Consider the following 14183-nt stretch of genomic DNA (forward strand, 5'->3'; position numbering starts at 1 on the left):
CGGTTTCCGAATGGTTAACGCGCCTCACCGGCCATGCGGGCCGTGGCGCGGCGCACTGCCAGGTGCAGCAGGATCGAAAAAACCCCCAGCGTCAGCATCGCGGCGAACATTAGGTCGGTCTTGGCGCGGCCATTGGCCAGCAGCATCAGGTATCCCAGTCCCTGCGACGAGCCGACCCATTCGCCGATCACGGCCCCGATCGGGGCATAGACCGCCGCCAGCCGCATCCCCGAAGCCAGCGAGGGTAGCGCCGCCGGGATGCGGATATGCCACAACACGCTGCGCGGGCTCGCCTGCATGGTGCGGGCCAAGTCCAGATAGCCGGACGGCGTGCGCATCAGCCCGTCGAAAAACGACGAGGTGATGGGGAAATAGATGATCAGCACCGCCATCGCGACCTTGGACCACAGCCCATAGCCCAGCCACAGGGTCAGCAACGGTGCCAACGCAAAGACCGGCAGCGCCTGGGTGAACACCAGCATCGGCTGCACCAGCACTCGCGCAGCGCGGGAATTGGCTAGCTGCAGCGCGGTGACGACGCCCAGCACGGTGCCGCAGGCCAATCCGATCAGCACCTCGATGGCGGTGATCCAGGTGTGTTCGGCGATCAGCCAGCGGTTCTGCCACCAGGTCTCAGCCACCAATGCCGGGCCGGGCAGGATGAATTTCGGCAGGCCGGTCAGGGTGACGATCGCTTGCCAGAGGACCAGCGCAAACAGCGTCGCGGCAAGGGCCGAGAGCGTCTTCATGCCACCTCCTCGCGCAGCAGTTTCAGCAGCGCGCCCTGCGTCTCCAGCGTTTCCAGATCGTCCACCTTCCGCGGCACCGGCGCGTGAGGCGGTTGGCATGGGGTCAGGCCGTGTCGCGCCATCACCATGATCGACTGGCCCAGACGCGCGGCCTCGGCCGGGTCATGGGTAACCAGCAGGACGGTCCGTCCCTGCAACGCCTCGGCAGCCAGATCCTGCATGTCGGCGCGGGTGCGCGCATCCAGCGCCGAGAACGGCTCGTCCAGCAGGATGATCGGCTTGTCTTCCATCAGGGTCCGGGCCAATGCCACCCGCTGACGCTGCCCGCCCGACAGTTCCGAGGGCTTCTTGGCCATGTGATCCTGCAGCCGCATCCGTTCGATCAACCGGGCGCGGCGGTCCTGATCGACCCGTTCGCCGCGCAGGCGCGCGCCCAGCGCCACGTTCTGCGCGACCGTGGCCCAGGGCAGCAGCAGATCGTCCTGCGCCATGTAGGCCACGCGCTCGGCCACCGGCAGCCCGTCGCTGGCGCGGATCTCGCCGGTGAACTCGGCCCCCGTCGCCAACCCGGCGATCAGGCGCAGAACCGTGGTCTTGCCGACCCCCGATCCGCCCAGCAGACAGGTCCACTGCCCGGCCTTCAGCGACAGGGTCAGCGGCGCGAACAGAGGCGCGCCGTCGATACTAGCCTGTCCGCTGATGGTCAGATCGGGGGGCGGGGTCATGGGGTCAGGCCCATCTGCCAGAAATTCACCTCGAGCTCGGTCGCGGTGCGGAAGGTCCGGCACAGACGATCCCAACGCGGTGTGGTACGGAAATCCGCCCCAAGTCGCCTTATTAGAGCCGAATCCAGCAGTTCACCCACAGCCTGACAGGCTTCCTGATATTCACTGCTGGAATAGGCGTCGATCCAATCGCGGTGGGTGTCCGAGGCGGCCTCGGCCGCCAGCCGTGTGCCGATTTCCCCGTATCCCATTACGCAGGGCGCCAGCGCCGCCAGCAGATCCAGCAGATCACCGCTGTAGCCGGCCTCGAGTACATAGCGTGTATAGGCCAGGTTCTCGGGGCGTTCGGGCGTGGCGAACAGCTCGTCCTGGCTGATGCCCTCGGCCTCGCAAATGCCGATATGCAACTTCATCTCTTCGCTGATCAGACCGCTCACCGTGCGCGACGCGGCCAGCATCTCGGCATGGGTTTCCGATTTCACCACCGCCAGCGCCCAGGCGCGCGAGAAATGGATCAGGAACACGTAATCCTGCCGCAAATAATGCAGAAACGCCTCGCGCGGCAGGGTGCCGTCCTTCAGCCCCTCGACAAAGGCGTGGCGGGTATAGTCCCGCCACGGCCCCTGCGCCGCATCGCGCATCAGTGCGAAGGCTTTGCCATAGTCGCTCATTGCGCGGTCACGTCGATGGTGATGTCGCTGACCGGGTTGATGCTGTCGATCATGCCGGAGTCTTTCAGAAAGGCCTCGAACCGGGCATAGCGGCCGGCATCAAAGCCCGCCGGGCGCAGCGCGAAACGCGGCAGCGTGTCGACCCAGGCGCGGGCGTTCAGCTCGTCCTGCAGCTCGGGCGAGGTGGCGGCGAAGATCTCCCAGCTTTTTTCCGGGTTGTTCACGATATACTGCGTGGCCTTCTCGGTTGCGGCCAGGAAGCGGGCAATCATGTCCTTGTCCATCGTTTCGGGGTTGGCCACATAGATCAGCTCGTCATAGGGAGGCACGCCTTCTTCCTCGATGTAGAAGCAGCGGCCCGGAACGCCTTCGATGTCCATCTGGTTCAGCTCGAAATTTCGGAAGGCGCCGATCACGGCATCCACCTGCCCCGTCATCAGCGACGGCGACAGCGAGAAGTTGACGTTGATCATCTCGATATCGTCCAGCGACACGCCATGCGCATTCAGCATCGCGGTCAGGATCGCCTCTTCGACACCGGCAACCGAAAAACCGATCTTCTTGCCCTTGAGGTCGGCCAGCGATTTGATCGGGCCGTCCTCGAGAACCAGCAGGCAGTTCAGGGGCGTGGCGACCAGCGTCCCGACCCGTTTCAGCGGCAGGCCCTCGTGGATCTGCAGGTGCAGCTGCGGCTGGTACGACACGGCCAGATCGGCCTGACCGGCGGCCACAAGGCGCGGCGGGGCCGACGGATCGGCGGGCGGGACAATTTCGACCTCAAGCCCCTGTTCGGCGAAATAGCCGTTTTCCTGCGCCACGATGATCGGCCCGTGGTCGGGATTCACGAACCAGTCCAGCAGGACGGTCATCTTGTCCTCAGCCCAGGCGGGCGCGGCGGCCAGCAGGGCAAGGGCGGTGATCAGTTTCTTCATGGTCTGCGTTTCCTTTTGCTTCACGACGTTGCGGCGGCGACCAGAACGATCCGGCCGGGCCAATGGGGGTGGAGTTCCTCGGCCGCGCGCCAGGCGCGCAGCCCGGTGGCACAGCAGAGGGCCAGCGTTTTGCCTTTGTTAGGGTCTGTTTTCAGCGCCTTGACCGTCAGGCGGCGGGCGTCGGGGTGGATCGGCTGGGGGGCCTCATCGACGCTGCGCAGATCGACGATCAGGTCGTCCGGAGTCAGCTGCGCGGGCGCGACAAAGGGAAAATGGCTGTCGGGTTCCGGCGCGGTGTCAAAGCGGAAACCGCTGCTGGTGCAACTTCGCCCGTCCACCTGCACCATCTGGCCCAGCGGCGAGGGATCGAGGCCCAGGATCACGCCCAGCGCCATCTGTGCCTGCATCGCGCCGATCATCGCCACGACCGGTCCCAGAACGCCTGCGGTGGCGCAACTGGCCCCGCTGTCGGGCGCGTCGGGGAACACCGCGCGCAGGGACGGCGCGCCGCCGCAGAACCCGCCGACATACCCCGACAGACCCAGGACCGAGGCGCTGATCAGCGGCGTGCCCTGCGCCAGGCAGGTATCCGACAGCGTAAAGCTAGCCGCGTAACTGTCGGCGCAGTCCAGAACCAGATCGGCCTCGGCCAACAGATCAGCGGCATTCGCCGGTGTCAGAGGGTGTTTCTGCGGCTCGACAGTGATCTCACTGTTCAGCGCCCGGCAGCGTTCGGCGGCGGCATCGGCCTTGGGGCGGCCGCAATCGGATTCGGTGAACAGCGTCTGGCGGTGTAGGTTGGACAGGTCCACCGTATCGGGATCGACGATGGTCAGATACCCAACCCCGGCCCCGGCCAGCAGCGGCAGTGCGGGCGCGGCCAGCCCCCCGGCGCCCACCACCAGAACCCGCGCGCGGGCAAGGCGGTTCTGCCCCTCGGCCCCGACCTCGGGCAGGATCATCTGGCGGGCATAGCGGCTCATCGCGTGACCTCGATCCACCGGCGCACCCGGGCTTCGGGGTCGGGGTTAAGGGTAATGTCGGTTACTACCGAGACGATGTCGGCCCCGGCCTGAAACACACCCGGCGCGCGCTCGGCGCTCATGCCGCCGATGCCGACCAGGGGGATGTCGCCCACGCGTCGTTTCCACTCGGTCACGCGCGGCAGGCCCTGTTGGTGCCATTTCATCTTTTTCAGGATGGTCGGATAGACCGGCCCCAGGGCCACATAGTCCGGATCCATCGACAGCACGCGTTCAAGCTCGTCATCGTCATGGGTGGACACGCCCAGTTTCAGCCCGGCCTTGCGGATGGCGGGCAGGTCGGCGTCGTCCAGATCCTCCTGCCCCAGATGAATCCAGTCACATCCCGCGTCGATGGCCGCCTGCCAATAGTCGTTCACCACCAGCACCGCGCCGTGGTCCCGGCACAGGGCCTGCGCGGTGGCGATTTCCGCGCGCACCACGGCGTCAGGCTGATCCTTGATCCGCAGCTGCACCAGCTTCACACCCAGCGGCAGCATCCGCCGCAGCCAGTCGCTATGATCGAAGATCGGATAGAAGCGGTCGAGCGTCATGACAGAAAGGCCTTTCCGATCACCGGGGTCGAAGGCTCGGCCATGTCGCGCGGCTCGATCGGGTCGGCCTTATGCGCCAATTGCCCGGCCTGCACCGCAAGCGCCATGGCCCGCGCCATCGCCACCGGATCGCCTGCACGGGCGACGGCGGTGTTCAGCAGAACCGCGTCATAGCCCAGCTCCATCGCGTGGGCGGCGTGGCTGGGCAGGCCGATGCCCGCATCCACCACCAGCGGCACGTCGGGAAACTCGGCCCGCATCGCGCGCAGGGCGTATTCGTTGTTCAACCCGCGCCCCGACCCGATCGGCGCACCCCAAGGCATCAGCACCTGGCACCCGGCGGCCAGCAGGCGCTCGGCCACGATCAGGTCTTCGGTGGTGTAGGGAAACACCTGGAACCCCTCGTCGGTCAGAACGCGCGCGGCCTCGACCAGTTGGAACACGTCGGGTTGCAGGCTGTCGGTGTGGCCGATCAGTTCCAGCTTGATCCACGGCGTGTCGAACACCTCGCGCGCCATGTGGGCGGTGGTGACGGCCTCTTTGACGGTGTGACAGCCGGCGGTATTGGGCAGGATCAGCACGCCCAGATCGCGGATCATCGACCAGAATGCCTGACCGGCCCCACCGGCGCCCTCGCGCCGCAGCGAGACGGTGGCGACACCCGCGCCGCTGGCTCGGAAGGCCTGTTCCAGGATCGCCGGGCTGGGATATTGCGCGGTGCCCAACATCAGCGGGTTGGGCAGTTCGGTGCCGTAAAACGTCTTCATCTTCATCCCCCCTGCATCGGTGCGACGACCTCGACCCGGTCGCCCTCGGCCAGTTTATGCGCGATGCGCAGGCTTGAGGGCACGAATTCCTCGTTCACCGCGGTGGCGACGCGGCCGGAAAAGCCGCATTCGGCCAGCAATTCGCCAAGGGTTTCGGCGCGCACCTCGCGCGGCTCGCCGTTAAGCACGATCTTCATCGACCATCTCCGAATGTGTGTTGTTCAGCGCCAGATCGGCCACGCCCCGGGCCAGCGCCGGGGCCAGCAGGTAGCCGTGGCGATACAACCCGTTGGCATAGATCGTCCGCCCCAGCCGGCGGATCCGCGGCAGGTTGTCGGGAAAGGCCGGGCGCAGATCGACGCCGATCTCCAGCACTTCGGCCTCGCCAAAGGCCGGGTTCAGCGCATAGGCCGCACTGAGCAGCTCCAGCATCGAGCGCGCGGTGATGCGGCTGCTGTCCTCGGTTTCGATCATCGTTGCGCCCAGCATATAGATGCCCTCGCCCCGCGGTACGACATAGAGCGGCATCCGGGGATGCAACAGGCGCACGGGCCGGGTCAGCGTCACGTCGGGGCAGCGGATCACCAGCATTTCCCCCTTCACACCGCGCAAATCATGCAGGATGTCGCGCGCGTGCAGGCCACGGCAGTCGATGGCGTTGTCCAGCCGCGACGGGGCCAGCTTGCGGTGGAATTCGACCCCCTTGTCCTGCAAACCGCGATAGAGGTCCTGCAGCGCGCGGCGAGGGTCCAGATGCGCCTCGTCGGTGAAGAACAGACCTTGGGAAAACCCGTGCAGATCAGGCTCTAATTCGAAGATTTTCGCTTGATCGACCTGCGTGAATCCCTCGGTCCGGCGGGCAAAGCGGCGCAGGTCGGGCAGGTCGCGCGTGTTGGCCACGACCAGCGTTCCCTGCCGCGCGACCGGGGTGCGGGCCGCCCACCAGTCGATCGCCTGCTGCCCCAGCCTCAGCACCGGTTCCTCGGCATTTTCATATTCGCACCACGGCGCCAGCATGCCGCCGGCCCACCAGGAACACCCATGCGCACCGGGCGGCCCGCCCGGATCGAACACCTGTACCTGCGCGCCCCGCGCCACCAGTTCCGAGGCCACGGCCAAGCCGGCGACGCCGGCACCTATGACCGACCAGACCGTCACGCCGGCCATACCCGGTGGAAGTGATGTACCGGCCCGTGGCCCGAGCCGACCTGCAACTCATCCGCGCGGGTGATCGCGCCTTGCAGGTAGTCATGCGCCTGCACCACCGCATCGACCAGAGGCAGCCCCTTGGCCAGACCGGCCGCGACGGCCGAGGACAGGGTGCATCCGGTGCCGTGGGTGTTGCGCGTGTCCTGACGGGGCGCGGTAAATTCACCGATGACGCCGTTCTGATCGATCAGCAGATCATGGCAGGTATCGCCCTTCCCGTGTCCGCCTTTCATCAGGACGGCCCCAGCCCCCAGGGTGCACAGGTCATGGCCCTGCGCGACCATCTCCTCGGGCGTTTCGGCGACCAGCCGGTCCAGCAGACAGGCGGCCTCGGGCAGGTTCGGGGTCAGGACGGTGGCGCGGGGCAGCAGCACCTCGCGCAACGTTTGCACCGCCTCGCGCGCCAGCAGGGCATCGCCCGATTTGGCGATCATCACCGGGTCCAGCACGATGGGTCCGGCAAAGCCGGACAGGCCGTCGGCGACGGTTTGGATGATCTCGGGCGTGGCCAACATGCCGATCTTGACCGCGCGCACGTCCAGATCGGACAGAACCGCGTCGATCTGCGCGGCGATCACGTCCAGCGGGATACCATGCACAGCGGTGACCGCCTGCGTGTTCTGGGCGGTGACCGCGGTGATGACACTGGCACCGAACACACCCAGCGCCGACATCGCTTTGAGATCGGCCTGAATACCGGCCCCTCCGCCGCTGTCGGATCCTGCGATGGTCAAAGCGATATGCGCCATGTCGCTCCCTTCTTGCATGTGGGGCAACACGGGCATGGAAAACGTCTGAGTGTTTTAGACCGTTCCCTCCGCCGGTATTGCCCGGATCAGGTTCGATGGGTTGGCTCGCGCCTCTCAGCCCCGGCTCCGGGGCACCCCAACGGTTGGCGCGGACATTCTCAAGGCTGAGGCCGAGAATCAAGGGCCAATTCCGCGCAGTTTCGGGCCAATCTGGACTTAGAAAACAAAAAAGCCGGCGATGGTACGCCGGCCTTTCGGGGTCTGGAACGCTGGGATCAGCTTTGCATCCTTTCCCAGAAGGATTTAACGGACGAGAAAAAGCTTTTCGATTCCGGGTGGTTGTCCTCTCCCAAATCGTCGAACTCCTGCAGCAGCTCTTTTTGCCGCGCGGTCAGGTTGACCGGAGTCTCGACCGCAAGCTCGATGAACATGTCACCGATACCGCCGCCCCGCAGCGCAGGCATACCCTTGCCGCGCAGGCGCATCTGCCGGCCCGACTGGCTGCCGGCCGGAATCTGCACCCGGCCGCGGCCACCGTCAATGGTGGGCACTTCTATCGAGCCGCCCAGCGCCGCCTTCGCCATGCTGACAGGCACGCGGCAATACAGGTTCGGGCCATCCCGCTCGAACAGCTTGTGCGGAGTCACCTCGACAAAGATGTAGAGATCACCCGGAGGACCGCCGCGCATGCCGGCCTCGCCCTCGCCCGCCAAACGGATGCGGGTGCCGGTTTCGACGCCTGCCGGAATGTTGACCGACAGCGCGCGTTCCTTCTCGACCCGGCCCGAGCCGTGGCAGGATTTGCAGGGGTTTTTGATGATTTGCCCCAGACCCGCACAGGTCGGGCAGCTGCGCTCGACAGTGAAAAAGCCCTGTTGCGCGCGCACCTTACCCATGCCGGAACAGGTCGGGCAGGTGGTTGGTTCAACTCCGCCCTCGGCGCCGGTGCCCTCGCAGGACGAACAGGCCACGGCTGTCGGCACGTTGATGGTTTTCTGCAGGCCGGAATAAGCCTCTTCCAGCGAAACCCTCAGGTTGTAGCGAAGGTCCGAACCGCGAGCGGCACGGCGTCCGCCACCGCCACGCTGTCCACCCATGAAATCGCCGAACAGGTCATCGAACACATCGGAAAACGCGCTGGAGAAATCGCCCGATCCAAAGCCGCCACCACGCTGGCCGCCGCCCATGCCATTCTCGAACGCAGCATGGCCGAACCGGTCATACGCGGCCTTTTTGTCAGCGTCGCGCAGAACGTCATAGGCCTCGTTGGCCTCTTTGAAAAGGGCCTCGGCATCCGGGTTGTCTTTGTTGCGATCGGGGTGCAGCTCTTTCGCCTTCCGGCGAAAAGCTTTCTTGATCTCATCCGCCGAAGCACCCTTGGACACGCCGAGCACTTCGTAATAGTCGCGTTTTGACATCGGTATTTCCTTCTGCCTCAACGTAAACGGGCCGGCCCGGCATCCGGACCGGCCCGAATTGGCCCGGTTACCCGTTAGTTGCGCTTGTCATCGTCCAGGTCTTCGAACTCGGCATCGACGATGTCGTCATCGCCGGGACCCGCATCCGCGGCTGCCGGTTCGTCGCTGGCCTCTTCGGACTGCGCCTTGTAGATCGCCTCACCCAGTTTCATGGCCGCTTCGGTCACGTTCTGGATGCCAGCCTTGATCTTGTCGGCATTGTCCGACTCGACCTCGTCCTTGAGGGCCGCCAGCGCCAGTTCGATGGCCTCGATGGTCGACGGATCGACCTTGTCGCCATGCTCCTCGATCGATTTCTCGGTCGCGTGGATCAGGCTTTCGGCTTGGTTCTTGGCTTCGACCAGCTCCTTGCGCTTGCGGTCGGCTTCGGCGTTTTCCTCGGCGTCCTTGACCATCTTTTCGATGTCTTCTTCCGACAGTCCGCCCGAGGCCTGGATCGTGATCTTCTGTTCCTTGCCGGTGCCCTTGTCCTTGGCCGAAACCGAAACAATGCCGTTGGCGTCAATGTCGAAGGTCACCTCGATCTGAGGCATGCCGCGCGGGGCCGGCGGGATGTCTTCAAGGTTGAACTGGCCCAGGATCTTGTTGTCCGCAGCCATTTCACGCTCACCCTGGAACACCCGGATGGTCACGGCGTTCTGGTTGTCCTCAGCGGTCGAGAAGACCTGGGACTTCTTGGTCGGGATCGTGGTGTTGCGGTCGATCAGACGGGTGAACACGCCGCCCAGGGTTTCGATGCCCAGCGACAGCGGGGTCACGTCCAGCAGAACCACGTCCTTGACGTCGCCTTGCAGAACGCCGGCCTGGATCGCAGCACCCATGGCAACGACTTCGTCCGGGTTCACGCCTTTGTGCGGCTCTTTGCCGAAGAACTTGGTCACCTCTTCGATGACCTTCGGCATCCGGGTCATACCACCGACCAGAACAACCTCATCCACGTCGCTGGCCGAGATGCCGGCGTCTTTCAGAGCGGCCTGGCAGGGCTTCAGCGACTTCTTGATCAGGTCGCCGACCAGCGATTCCAGCTTGGCACGGGTCAGCTTCATGACCATGTGCAGCGGCTGGCCGTTCGCGCCCATCGAGATGAACGGCTGGTTGATCTCGGTCTGGGTGGTCGAGCTGAGCTCGATCTTGGCCTTCTCTGCGGCTTCCTTCAGACGCTGCAGCGCCATCTTGTCCTGGCTCAGGTCGACACCGTGTTCCTTTTTGAACTCGTCGGCCAAGTAGTTGACGATGCGCATGTCAAAGTCTTCACCACCCAGGAAGGTGTCACCATTGGTCGATTTGACCTCGAACAGGCCGTCGTCGATTTCTAGGATGGTCACATCGAAGGTACCACCGCCAAGGTCATAGACCGCGATGGTCTGGCTGTCCTGCTTGTCCAGGCCATAGGCCAGCGCGGCGGCAGTCGGTTCGTTGATGATCCGCAGCACTTCCAGACCGGCGATCTTGCCTGCGTCCTTGGTGGCCTGACGCTGAGCGTCGTTGAAATAGGCCGGAACGGTGATCACGGCCTGCGTGACTTCTTCACCCAGATAGCTTTCAGCGGTTTCTTTCATCTTGCCGAGGATGAAGGCCGAGATCTGGCTTGGGGAGTATTTCTGCCCGCGGGCCTCGACCCAAGCGTCGCCGTTGCCGCCATCGACGATGGCGTAAGGCACCATTTTCTTGTCCTTCTGGACTTCTGCGTCATCCACACGACGCCCGATCAGGCGCTTGACGCCAAAAATCGTGTTGTCGGGGTTGGTGACCGCCTGGCGTTTCGCCGGCTGCCCGACCAGTCGCTCGTCTTCGGTGAAGGCGACGATCGAGGGCGTGGTCCGCGCCCCTTCCGCGTTTTCGATGACCTTCGGCTGCGCGCCGTCCATGATGGCTACGCACGAGTTGGTGGTCCCGAGGTCAATCCCGATTACTTTTCCCATTTTTCGATCCCTTTCTTTTCAAGGCGATGTCCCGAGGCCGGAACCCGTTACGGCATCCCTGCCCCGATCTGCTGGGCGCGACAGGTCTACACCATCGCGCGTCCCGGCGTATATAAGGGCGAGGCCTGAGGCCTGCAAGCGTTGTGAAATGCAGGTTTTCGGGAATCTTGGGCCTTTTTTGGCAAGGATTTCGAAAGGAATGAGGTTTCTGTCATGACGCGCCTGAATTTACGGGGGTTCGACATCCGAAAAGGCCATCTGGACGGCGCTGCTCAGCGGCAGATCATCGAGCTACTGCGGCCGATTCTGAAAGCCGCTCCGCTGTTTCATCCCAGCACCGCTTCGGGGCGCAAAATGTCGGTTCGCATGACGTCTGCCGGAACCCTGGGCTGGGTGTCGGACGGGGCTGGATACCGGTACCAAGACGCGCACCCCAAGGGCATGGCGTGGCCTGCCATTCCGGACCCGATCCTGTCGATCTGGCGCGACCTTGCCGGAACCGATCGAGATCCCGATTGCTGTCTGATCAACTACTACGGCGAAGGCGCAAAGATGGGAATGCACCAGGACAAGGACGAGGCCGATTTCTCGTGGCCGGTCCTGTCGGTTTCGTTGGGCGATGACGCCTTGTTCCGGATCGGCAACACGACCCGCGGCGGCAAAACCGAGTCCGTCTGGCTGAGTTCCGGCGACGTGGTCGTCATGGGCGGTCCCGCCCGGTTGGCCTATCACGGTATCGACCGGATCCGCTTCGGCTCTTCGCGCCTGCTGCCCAAAGGGGGCCGGATCAACCTGACGCTGCGCGTGGCAACCTAACGGCGCGCATCCCAGCTTTTCGAGATGTGCTTGCGGGTAAAGAACTCTCCCAGCAACCCGATCATCATCAGGGCGATACCGACCCAAAGCGCATATTCCCAGCTGGAATTGCGCGGAAAATAGTTGCGAAACACGAAACCGCGGCACTGATCGATCACGTGAAACAACGGGTTCCAGGCGAACATGGCCAGCATCCATCCGCCCAGCGCATTGCCCACGAACATCTTGCCCGAGAAGATCATGTTCATCCGGCGATAGACATTGCTGAGAATGGTGGAGGTCTGCGGCATCCACGGCTTGAGCGCCATGAAGACCAGACCGACCGCGCAGCCGGTGTACCACGCAAGGATCAGCATCGCGAACGCGCCGCCCGGGTCCTGCATCTCGATCGGATTGACCGCGACGCTGTAGACGAACAGGATCACCAGGATTGAAACGACCTGCGTGTACAAGGTCCCGAAGGCGGCGGCCAATAGCAGAACCATCATGTTCATCGGCGAATGCAGCATCATGGGATTGTTGGTGCCTCCAAGCCCCGCGATCGCACCGACGGACTTGATATGCGTCATGAACAGAAAGATGCCGGACAGGATGTACAGGATGAACTCACCCCGTATCTTGGCAACCCGTCCGCCCAGAAACGACATGATGAAATAGAACACGGTCGCCATCAAAACGACCTGGACGATGTTCATCATGATGGCGATTACGGCGTTGGAATGCTGCGAGCGGATGTTGCGGACCACGGCATGAAACACCAGTTCCGCAAGGTTGAATGCCCCACCCACAAGGCTGCTGCTTCGCTTGTAATAGAACACTCGAACGCTCTTTCCCGGTTTTGTTCCGCCAGCGTGGCACGAATTCCTTGCCGTTCCGTATCCGGCACAGCATAAGTTCGTCAGGTTTTCGGATCAACAAACCATGGAAACGGAGCATTTTTGTGACCTATGACGACCTCATCCCCGTGATCAGACGCCTGGCCCTGGAAGCGGGCGACAAGATCATGGAGATCTACGATGCCGATGATTTTGACGTGAAGGTCAAGTCCGATTCCAGCCCCGTGACCGAAGCCGACGAAGCTGCCGATGCCTTGATCTCGGCCGGGCTGCGCGCCGCCTTCCCCGACATCCTGCTGGTGACCGAGGAACAGGCCGCGTCGCACAGCCAGCAGGGCGACACCTTTCTGATCGTCGATCCGCTGGACGGCACCAAGGAATTCATCAACCGGCGCGGGGATTTCACCGTGAACATCGCGCTGGTCGAAAACGGCGTGCCCACCCGCGGCGTGGTCTATGCCCCGGCCCGCGGGCGCATGTTCTATACCCTGGCCGATGGCCGCTCGGTCGAGGAAACCGGCGGCCTGGACAAGGACAAACCGGGCGAAGTGACCCCGATTTCAGTCTCTGATCCGGACAATTCGGCGCTTTTGGTGGTGGCCTCGAAATCGCATCGCGATCAGGCCACGGATGACTACATCAACAAATACCAAGTCAAAGACAGCAAGTCGGCGGGCTCGTCGCTGAAATTCTGCCTTGTGGCCACGGGCGAGGCCGACCTCTACCCGCGTGTCGGCCGCACGATGGAGTGGGACACCGCCGCTGGCCACGCGGTGCTGGCCGGTGCCGGGGGCCATGTGGTGCGTTTCGAAGACCACGCACCGCTGACCTATGGCAAGAAAGGCTATGCCAACCCGTTCTTCATCGCCTATGCCCCGGGCGTCGAACTCAAGGAGGCCTGATGTCGGTTCTGATCGCGATCCCCGCCCGCTATGCCTCGACCCGCTATCCGGGCAAACCGCTGGTGCCGCTGACCGGCGCAACGGGAAAGTCCATGACCCTGATCGAGCGGTCGTGGCGCGCGGCCATGTCGGTCTCAGACGTCGACCGGGTGGTGGTGGCCACCGATGACGACCGCATCCGCGCCGCAGCCGAGGGCTTTGGCGCCGAGGTGGTGATGACCTCGGAAAGCTGCGCCAACGGCACCGAACGCTGCGCCGAGGCGCATGACAGGCTGGGCGGCGGGTACGAGATCGTGGTCAACCTGCAGGGCGACGCCCCCCTGACCCCGCATTGGTTCATCGAGGATCTGGTCAATGGCCTGCGCGCCGCGCCCGAGGCCGGCGTAGCCACGCCGGTGCTGCGGTGCGACGGCGAGGCGCTGAACGGGCTGCTGAACGACCGCAGGCATGGCCGGGTGGGCGGCACCACCGCCGTCTTCGCGACCGATCACAGCGCGCTCTATTTCTCGAAGGAAGTGATCCCCTTCACGGCCGAAACCTATGCCGGGTCGGATCCGACGCCGGTGTTCCACCATGTGGGCGTCTACGCCTACCACCCCGACGCGCTGGCCGCCTATCCGGGCTGGCCGGTCGGACCGCTGGAGCAGCTCGAGGGGCTGGAACAGCTGCGGTTCATGGAAAACGGGCGCAAGGTTCTGTGTGTCGAGGTCGAGGCAAAAGGCCGCCAGTTCTGGGAGTTGAACAATCCGCAGGACGTGGCCAAGATCGAAAGCATGATGGCTGCGATGGGGTTGGAATAGGCGCAAATTCCCCGTTCCGCGCGGGCAGCCTGGCAGCTAACTCATGACGGG

At 64.1% G+C, this 14183-nt stretch carries 16 protein-coding genes and 1 riboswitch; of the genes, 3 read left to right on the plus strand and 13 right to left on the minus strand.

The genetic code is table 11. The features are described from left to right. Positions 1–14 precede the first annotated feature (14 nt). From ACR3EK_RS15335 to dnaK, 12 genes are all read right to left on the minus strand, one after another. A complete protein-coding gene (locus ACR3EK_RS15335; RefSeq protein WP_170363994.1) occupies positions 15–749 on the minus strand; it encodes an ABC transporter permease in 735 nt (244 codons plus the stop codon). Beyond that, positions 746–1474, minus strand: a complete 729-nt coding sequence (locus tag ACR3EK_RS15340; RefSeq protein ID WP_480633821.1) for an ABC transporter ATP-binding protein — start codon at positions 1472–1474, stop codon at positions 746–748. The genes ACR3EK_RS15335 and ACR3EK_RS15340 overlap by 4 nt, the downstream gene beginning before the upstream one ends. Further along, complete coding sequence (gene tenA, locus ACR3EK_RS15345) at positions 1471–2145, minus strand: thiaminase II (RefSeq protein WP_480633822.1); 675 nt, start codon at positions 2143–2145, stop codon at positions 1471–1473. Before tenA ends, ACR3EK_RS15340 begins: the two co-directional genes overlap by 4 nt. Then, positions 2142–3077, minus strand: a complete 936-nt coding sequence (locus ACR3EK_RS15350; protein WP_480633823.1) for an ABC transporter substrate-binding protein — start codon at positions 3075–3077, stop codon at positions 2142–2144. Before ACR3EK_RS15350 ends, tenA begins: the two co-directional genes overlap by 4 nt. Before the next feature lie 20 nt (positions 3078–3097). After that, on the minus strand, positions 3098–4060 hold the full coding sequence (locus ACR3EK_RS15355) for a ThiF family adenylyltransferase (protein WP_480633824.1): 963 nt from the start codon (positions 4058–4060) through the stop codon (positions 3098–3100). After that, positions 4057–4653, minus strand: a complete 597-nt coding sequence (locus ACR3EK_RS15360) for a thiamine phosphate synthase (protein ID WP_480633825.1) — start codon at positions 4651–4653, stop codon at positions 4057–4059. The genes ACR3EK_RS15355 and ACR3EK_RS15360 overlap by 4 nt, the downstream gene beginning before the upstream one ends. Continuing rightward, a complete protein-coding gene (locus tag ACR3EK_RS15365; protein ID WP_480633826.1) occupies positions 4650–5420 on the minus strand; it encodes a thiazole synthase in 771 nt (256 codons plus the stop codon). The genes ACR3EK_RS15360 and ACR3EK_RS15365 overlap by 4 nt, the downstream gene beginning before the upstream one ends. A gap of 2 nt (positions 5421–5422) precedes the next feature. Beyond that, a complete protein-coding gene (thiS, locus tag ACR3EK_RS15370) occupies positions 5423–5617 on the minus strand; it encodes a sulfur carrier protein ThiS (protein WP_170342698.1) in 195 nt (64 codons plus the stop codon). Then, the gene (locus ACR3EK_RS15375; RefSeq protein ID WP_480634032.1) at positions 5601–6578 is read right to left on the minus strand and encodes an FAD-dependent oxidoreductase; all 978 of its coding nucleotides are present in this window, start codon (positions 6576–6578) and stop codon (positions 5601–5603) included. The genes thiS and ACR3EK_RS15375 overlap by 17 nt, the downstream gene beginning before the upstream one ends. After that, positions 6575–7378 (minus strand): bifunctional hydroxymethylpyrimidine kinase/phosphomethylpyrimidine kinase, encoded by an 804-nt coding sequence (thiD, locus tag ACR3EK_RS15380; RefSeq protein ID WP_480633827.1) that lies wholly within the window; start codon positions 7376–7378, stop codon positions 6575–6577. Before thiD ends, ACR3EK_RS15375 begins: the two co-directional genes overlap by 4 nt. A 46-nt stretch (positions 7379–7424) precedes the next feature. Then, positions 7425–7527, minus strand: a riboswitch (TPP riboswitch). Positions 7528–7653: 126 nt separating this feature from the next. Then, complete coding sequence (gene dnaJ / locus ACR3EK_RS15385; RefSeq protein WP_170361153.1) at positions 7654–8796, minus strand: molecular chaperone DnaJ; 1143 nt, start codon at positions 8794–8796, stop codon at positions 7654–7656. Between the two features lie 74 nt (positions 8797–8870). After that, positions 8871–10778 carry a molecular chaperone DnaK gene (dnaK, locus tag ACR3EK_RS15390; RefSeq protein ID WP_170342692.1) on the minus strand — a complete coding sequence of 636 codons (1908 nt, stop codon included), beginning with the start codon at positions 10776–10778 and terminating at the stop codon, positions 8871–8873. Positions 10779–10991: 213 nt separating this feature from the next. Here dnaK and ACR3EK_RS15395 point away from each other — a divergent pair, with 213 nt between their 5' ends. Beyond that, complete coding sequence (locus tag ACR3EK_RS15395) at positions 10992–11594, plus strand: alpha-ketoglutarate-dependent dioxygenase AlkB family protein (RefSeq protein WP_170342689.1); 603 nt, start codon at positions 10992–10994, stop codon at positions 11592–11594. Here ACR3EK_RS15395 and ACR3EK_RS15400 read toward each other — a convergent pair. Next, positions 11591–12412 (minus strand): ABC transporter permease, encoded by an 822-nt coding sequence (locus ACR3EK_RS15400; RefSeq protein WP_093963926.1) that lies wholly within the window; start codon positions 12410–12412, stop codon positions 11591–11593. The two genes, ACR3EK_RS15395 and ACR3EK_RS15400, sit on opposite strands and share 4 nt — an antisense overlap. A 122-nt stretch (positions 12413–12534) precedes the next feature. Here ACR3EK_RS15400 and cysQ point away from each other — a divergent pair, with 122 nt between their 5' ends. Beyond that, positions 12535–13332: a 3'(2'),5'-bisphosphate nucleotidase CysQ gene (cysQ, locus tag ACR3EK_RS15405; RefSeq protein ID WP_480633828.1), complete on the plus strand. Its 798-nt coding sequence runs from the start codon at positions 12535–12537 to the stop codon at positions 13330–13332. Continuing rightward, the gene (locus tag ACR3EK_RS15410) at positions 13332–14132 is read left to right on the plus strand and encodes a 3-deoxy-manno-octulosonate cytidylyltransferase family protein (protein WP_480633829.1); all 801 of its coding nucleotides are present in this window, start codon (positions 13332–13334) and stop codon (positions 14130–14132) included. Before cysQ ends, ACR3EK_RS15410 begins: the two co-directional genes overlap by 1 nt. Positions 14133–14183 lie beyond the last annotated feature (51 nt).

This window comes from Ruegeria sp. BC8 (genome assembly GCF_056535705.1).

Bases quoted from the DNA above. Each gene is read 5' to 3' on its own strand.
- ACR3EK_RS15395 (WP_170342689.1), top strand. From the start codon at position 10,992: ATGACGCGCCTGAATTTACGGGGGTTCGACATCCGAAAAGGCCATCTG.
- ACR3EK_RS15410 (WP_480633829.1), top strand. From the start codon at position 13,332: ATGTCGGTTCTGATCGCGATCCCCGCCCGCTATGCCTCGACCCGCTAT.
- ACR3EK_RS15340 (WP_480633821.1), bottom strand. From the start codon at position 1,474: ATGACCCCGCCCCCCGATCTGACCATCAGCGGACAGGCTAGTATCGAC.
- thiD (WP_480633827.1), bottom strand. From the start codon at position 7,378: ATGGCGCATATCGCTTTGACCATCGCAGGATCCGACAGCGGCGGAGGG.
- dnaK (WP_170342692.1), bottom strand. From the start codon at position 10,778: ATGGGAAAAGTAATCGGGATTGACCTCGGGACCACCAACTCGTGCGTA.
- ACR3EK_RS15335 (WP_170363994.1), bottom strand. From the start codon at position 749: ATGAAGACGCTCTCGGCCCTTGCCGCGACGCTGTTTGCGCTGGTCCTC.
- dnaJ (WP_170361153.1), bottom strand. From the start codon at position 8,796: ATGTCAAAACGCGACTATTACGAAGTGCTCGGCGTGTCCAAGGGTGCT.
- ACR3EK_RS15360 (WP_480633825.1), bottom strand. From the start codon at position 4,653: ATGACGCTCGACCGCTTCTATCCGATCTTCGATCATAGCGACTGGCTG.
- thiS (WP_170342698.1), bottom strand. From the start codon at position 5,617: ATGAAGATCGTGCTTAACGGCGAGCCGCGCGAGGTGCGCGCCGAAACC.
- ACR3EK_RS15365 (WP_480633826.1), bottom strand. From the start codon at position 5,420: ATGAAGACGTTTTACGGCACCGAACTGCCCAACCCGCTGATGTTGGGC.
- tenA (WP_480633822.1), bottom strand. From the start codon at position 2,145: ATGAGCGACTATGGCAAAGCCTTCGCACTGATGCGCGATGCGGCGCAG.
- ACR3EK_RS15355 (WP_480633824.1), bottom strand. From the start codon at position 4,060: ATGAGCCGCTATGCCCGCCAGATGATCCTGCCCGAGGTCGGGGCCGAG.
- ACR3EK_RS15350 (WP_480633823.1), bottom strand. From the start codon at position 3,077: ATGAAGAAACTGATCACCGCCCTTGCCCTGCTGGCCGCCGCGCCCGCC.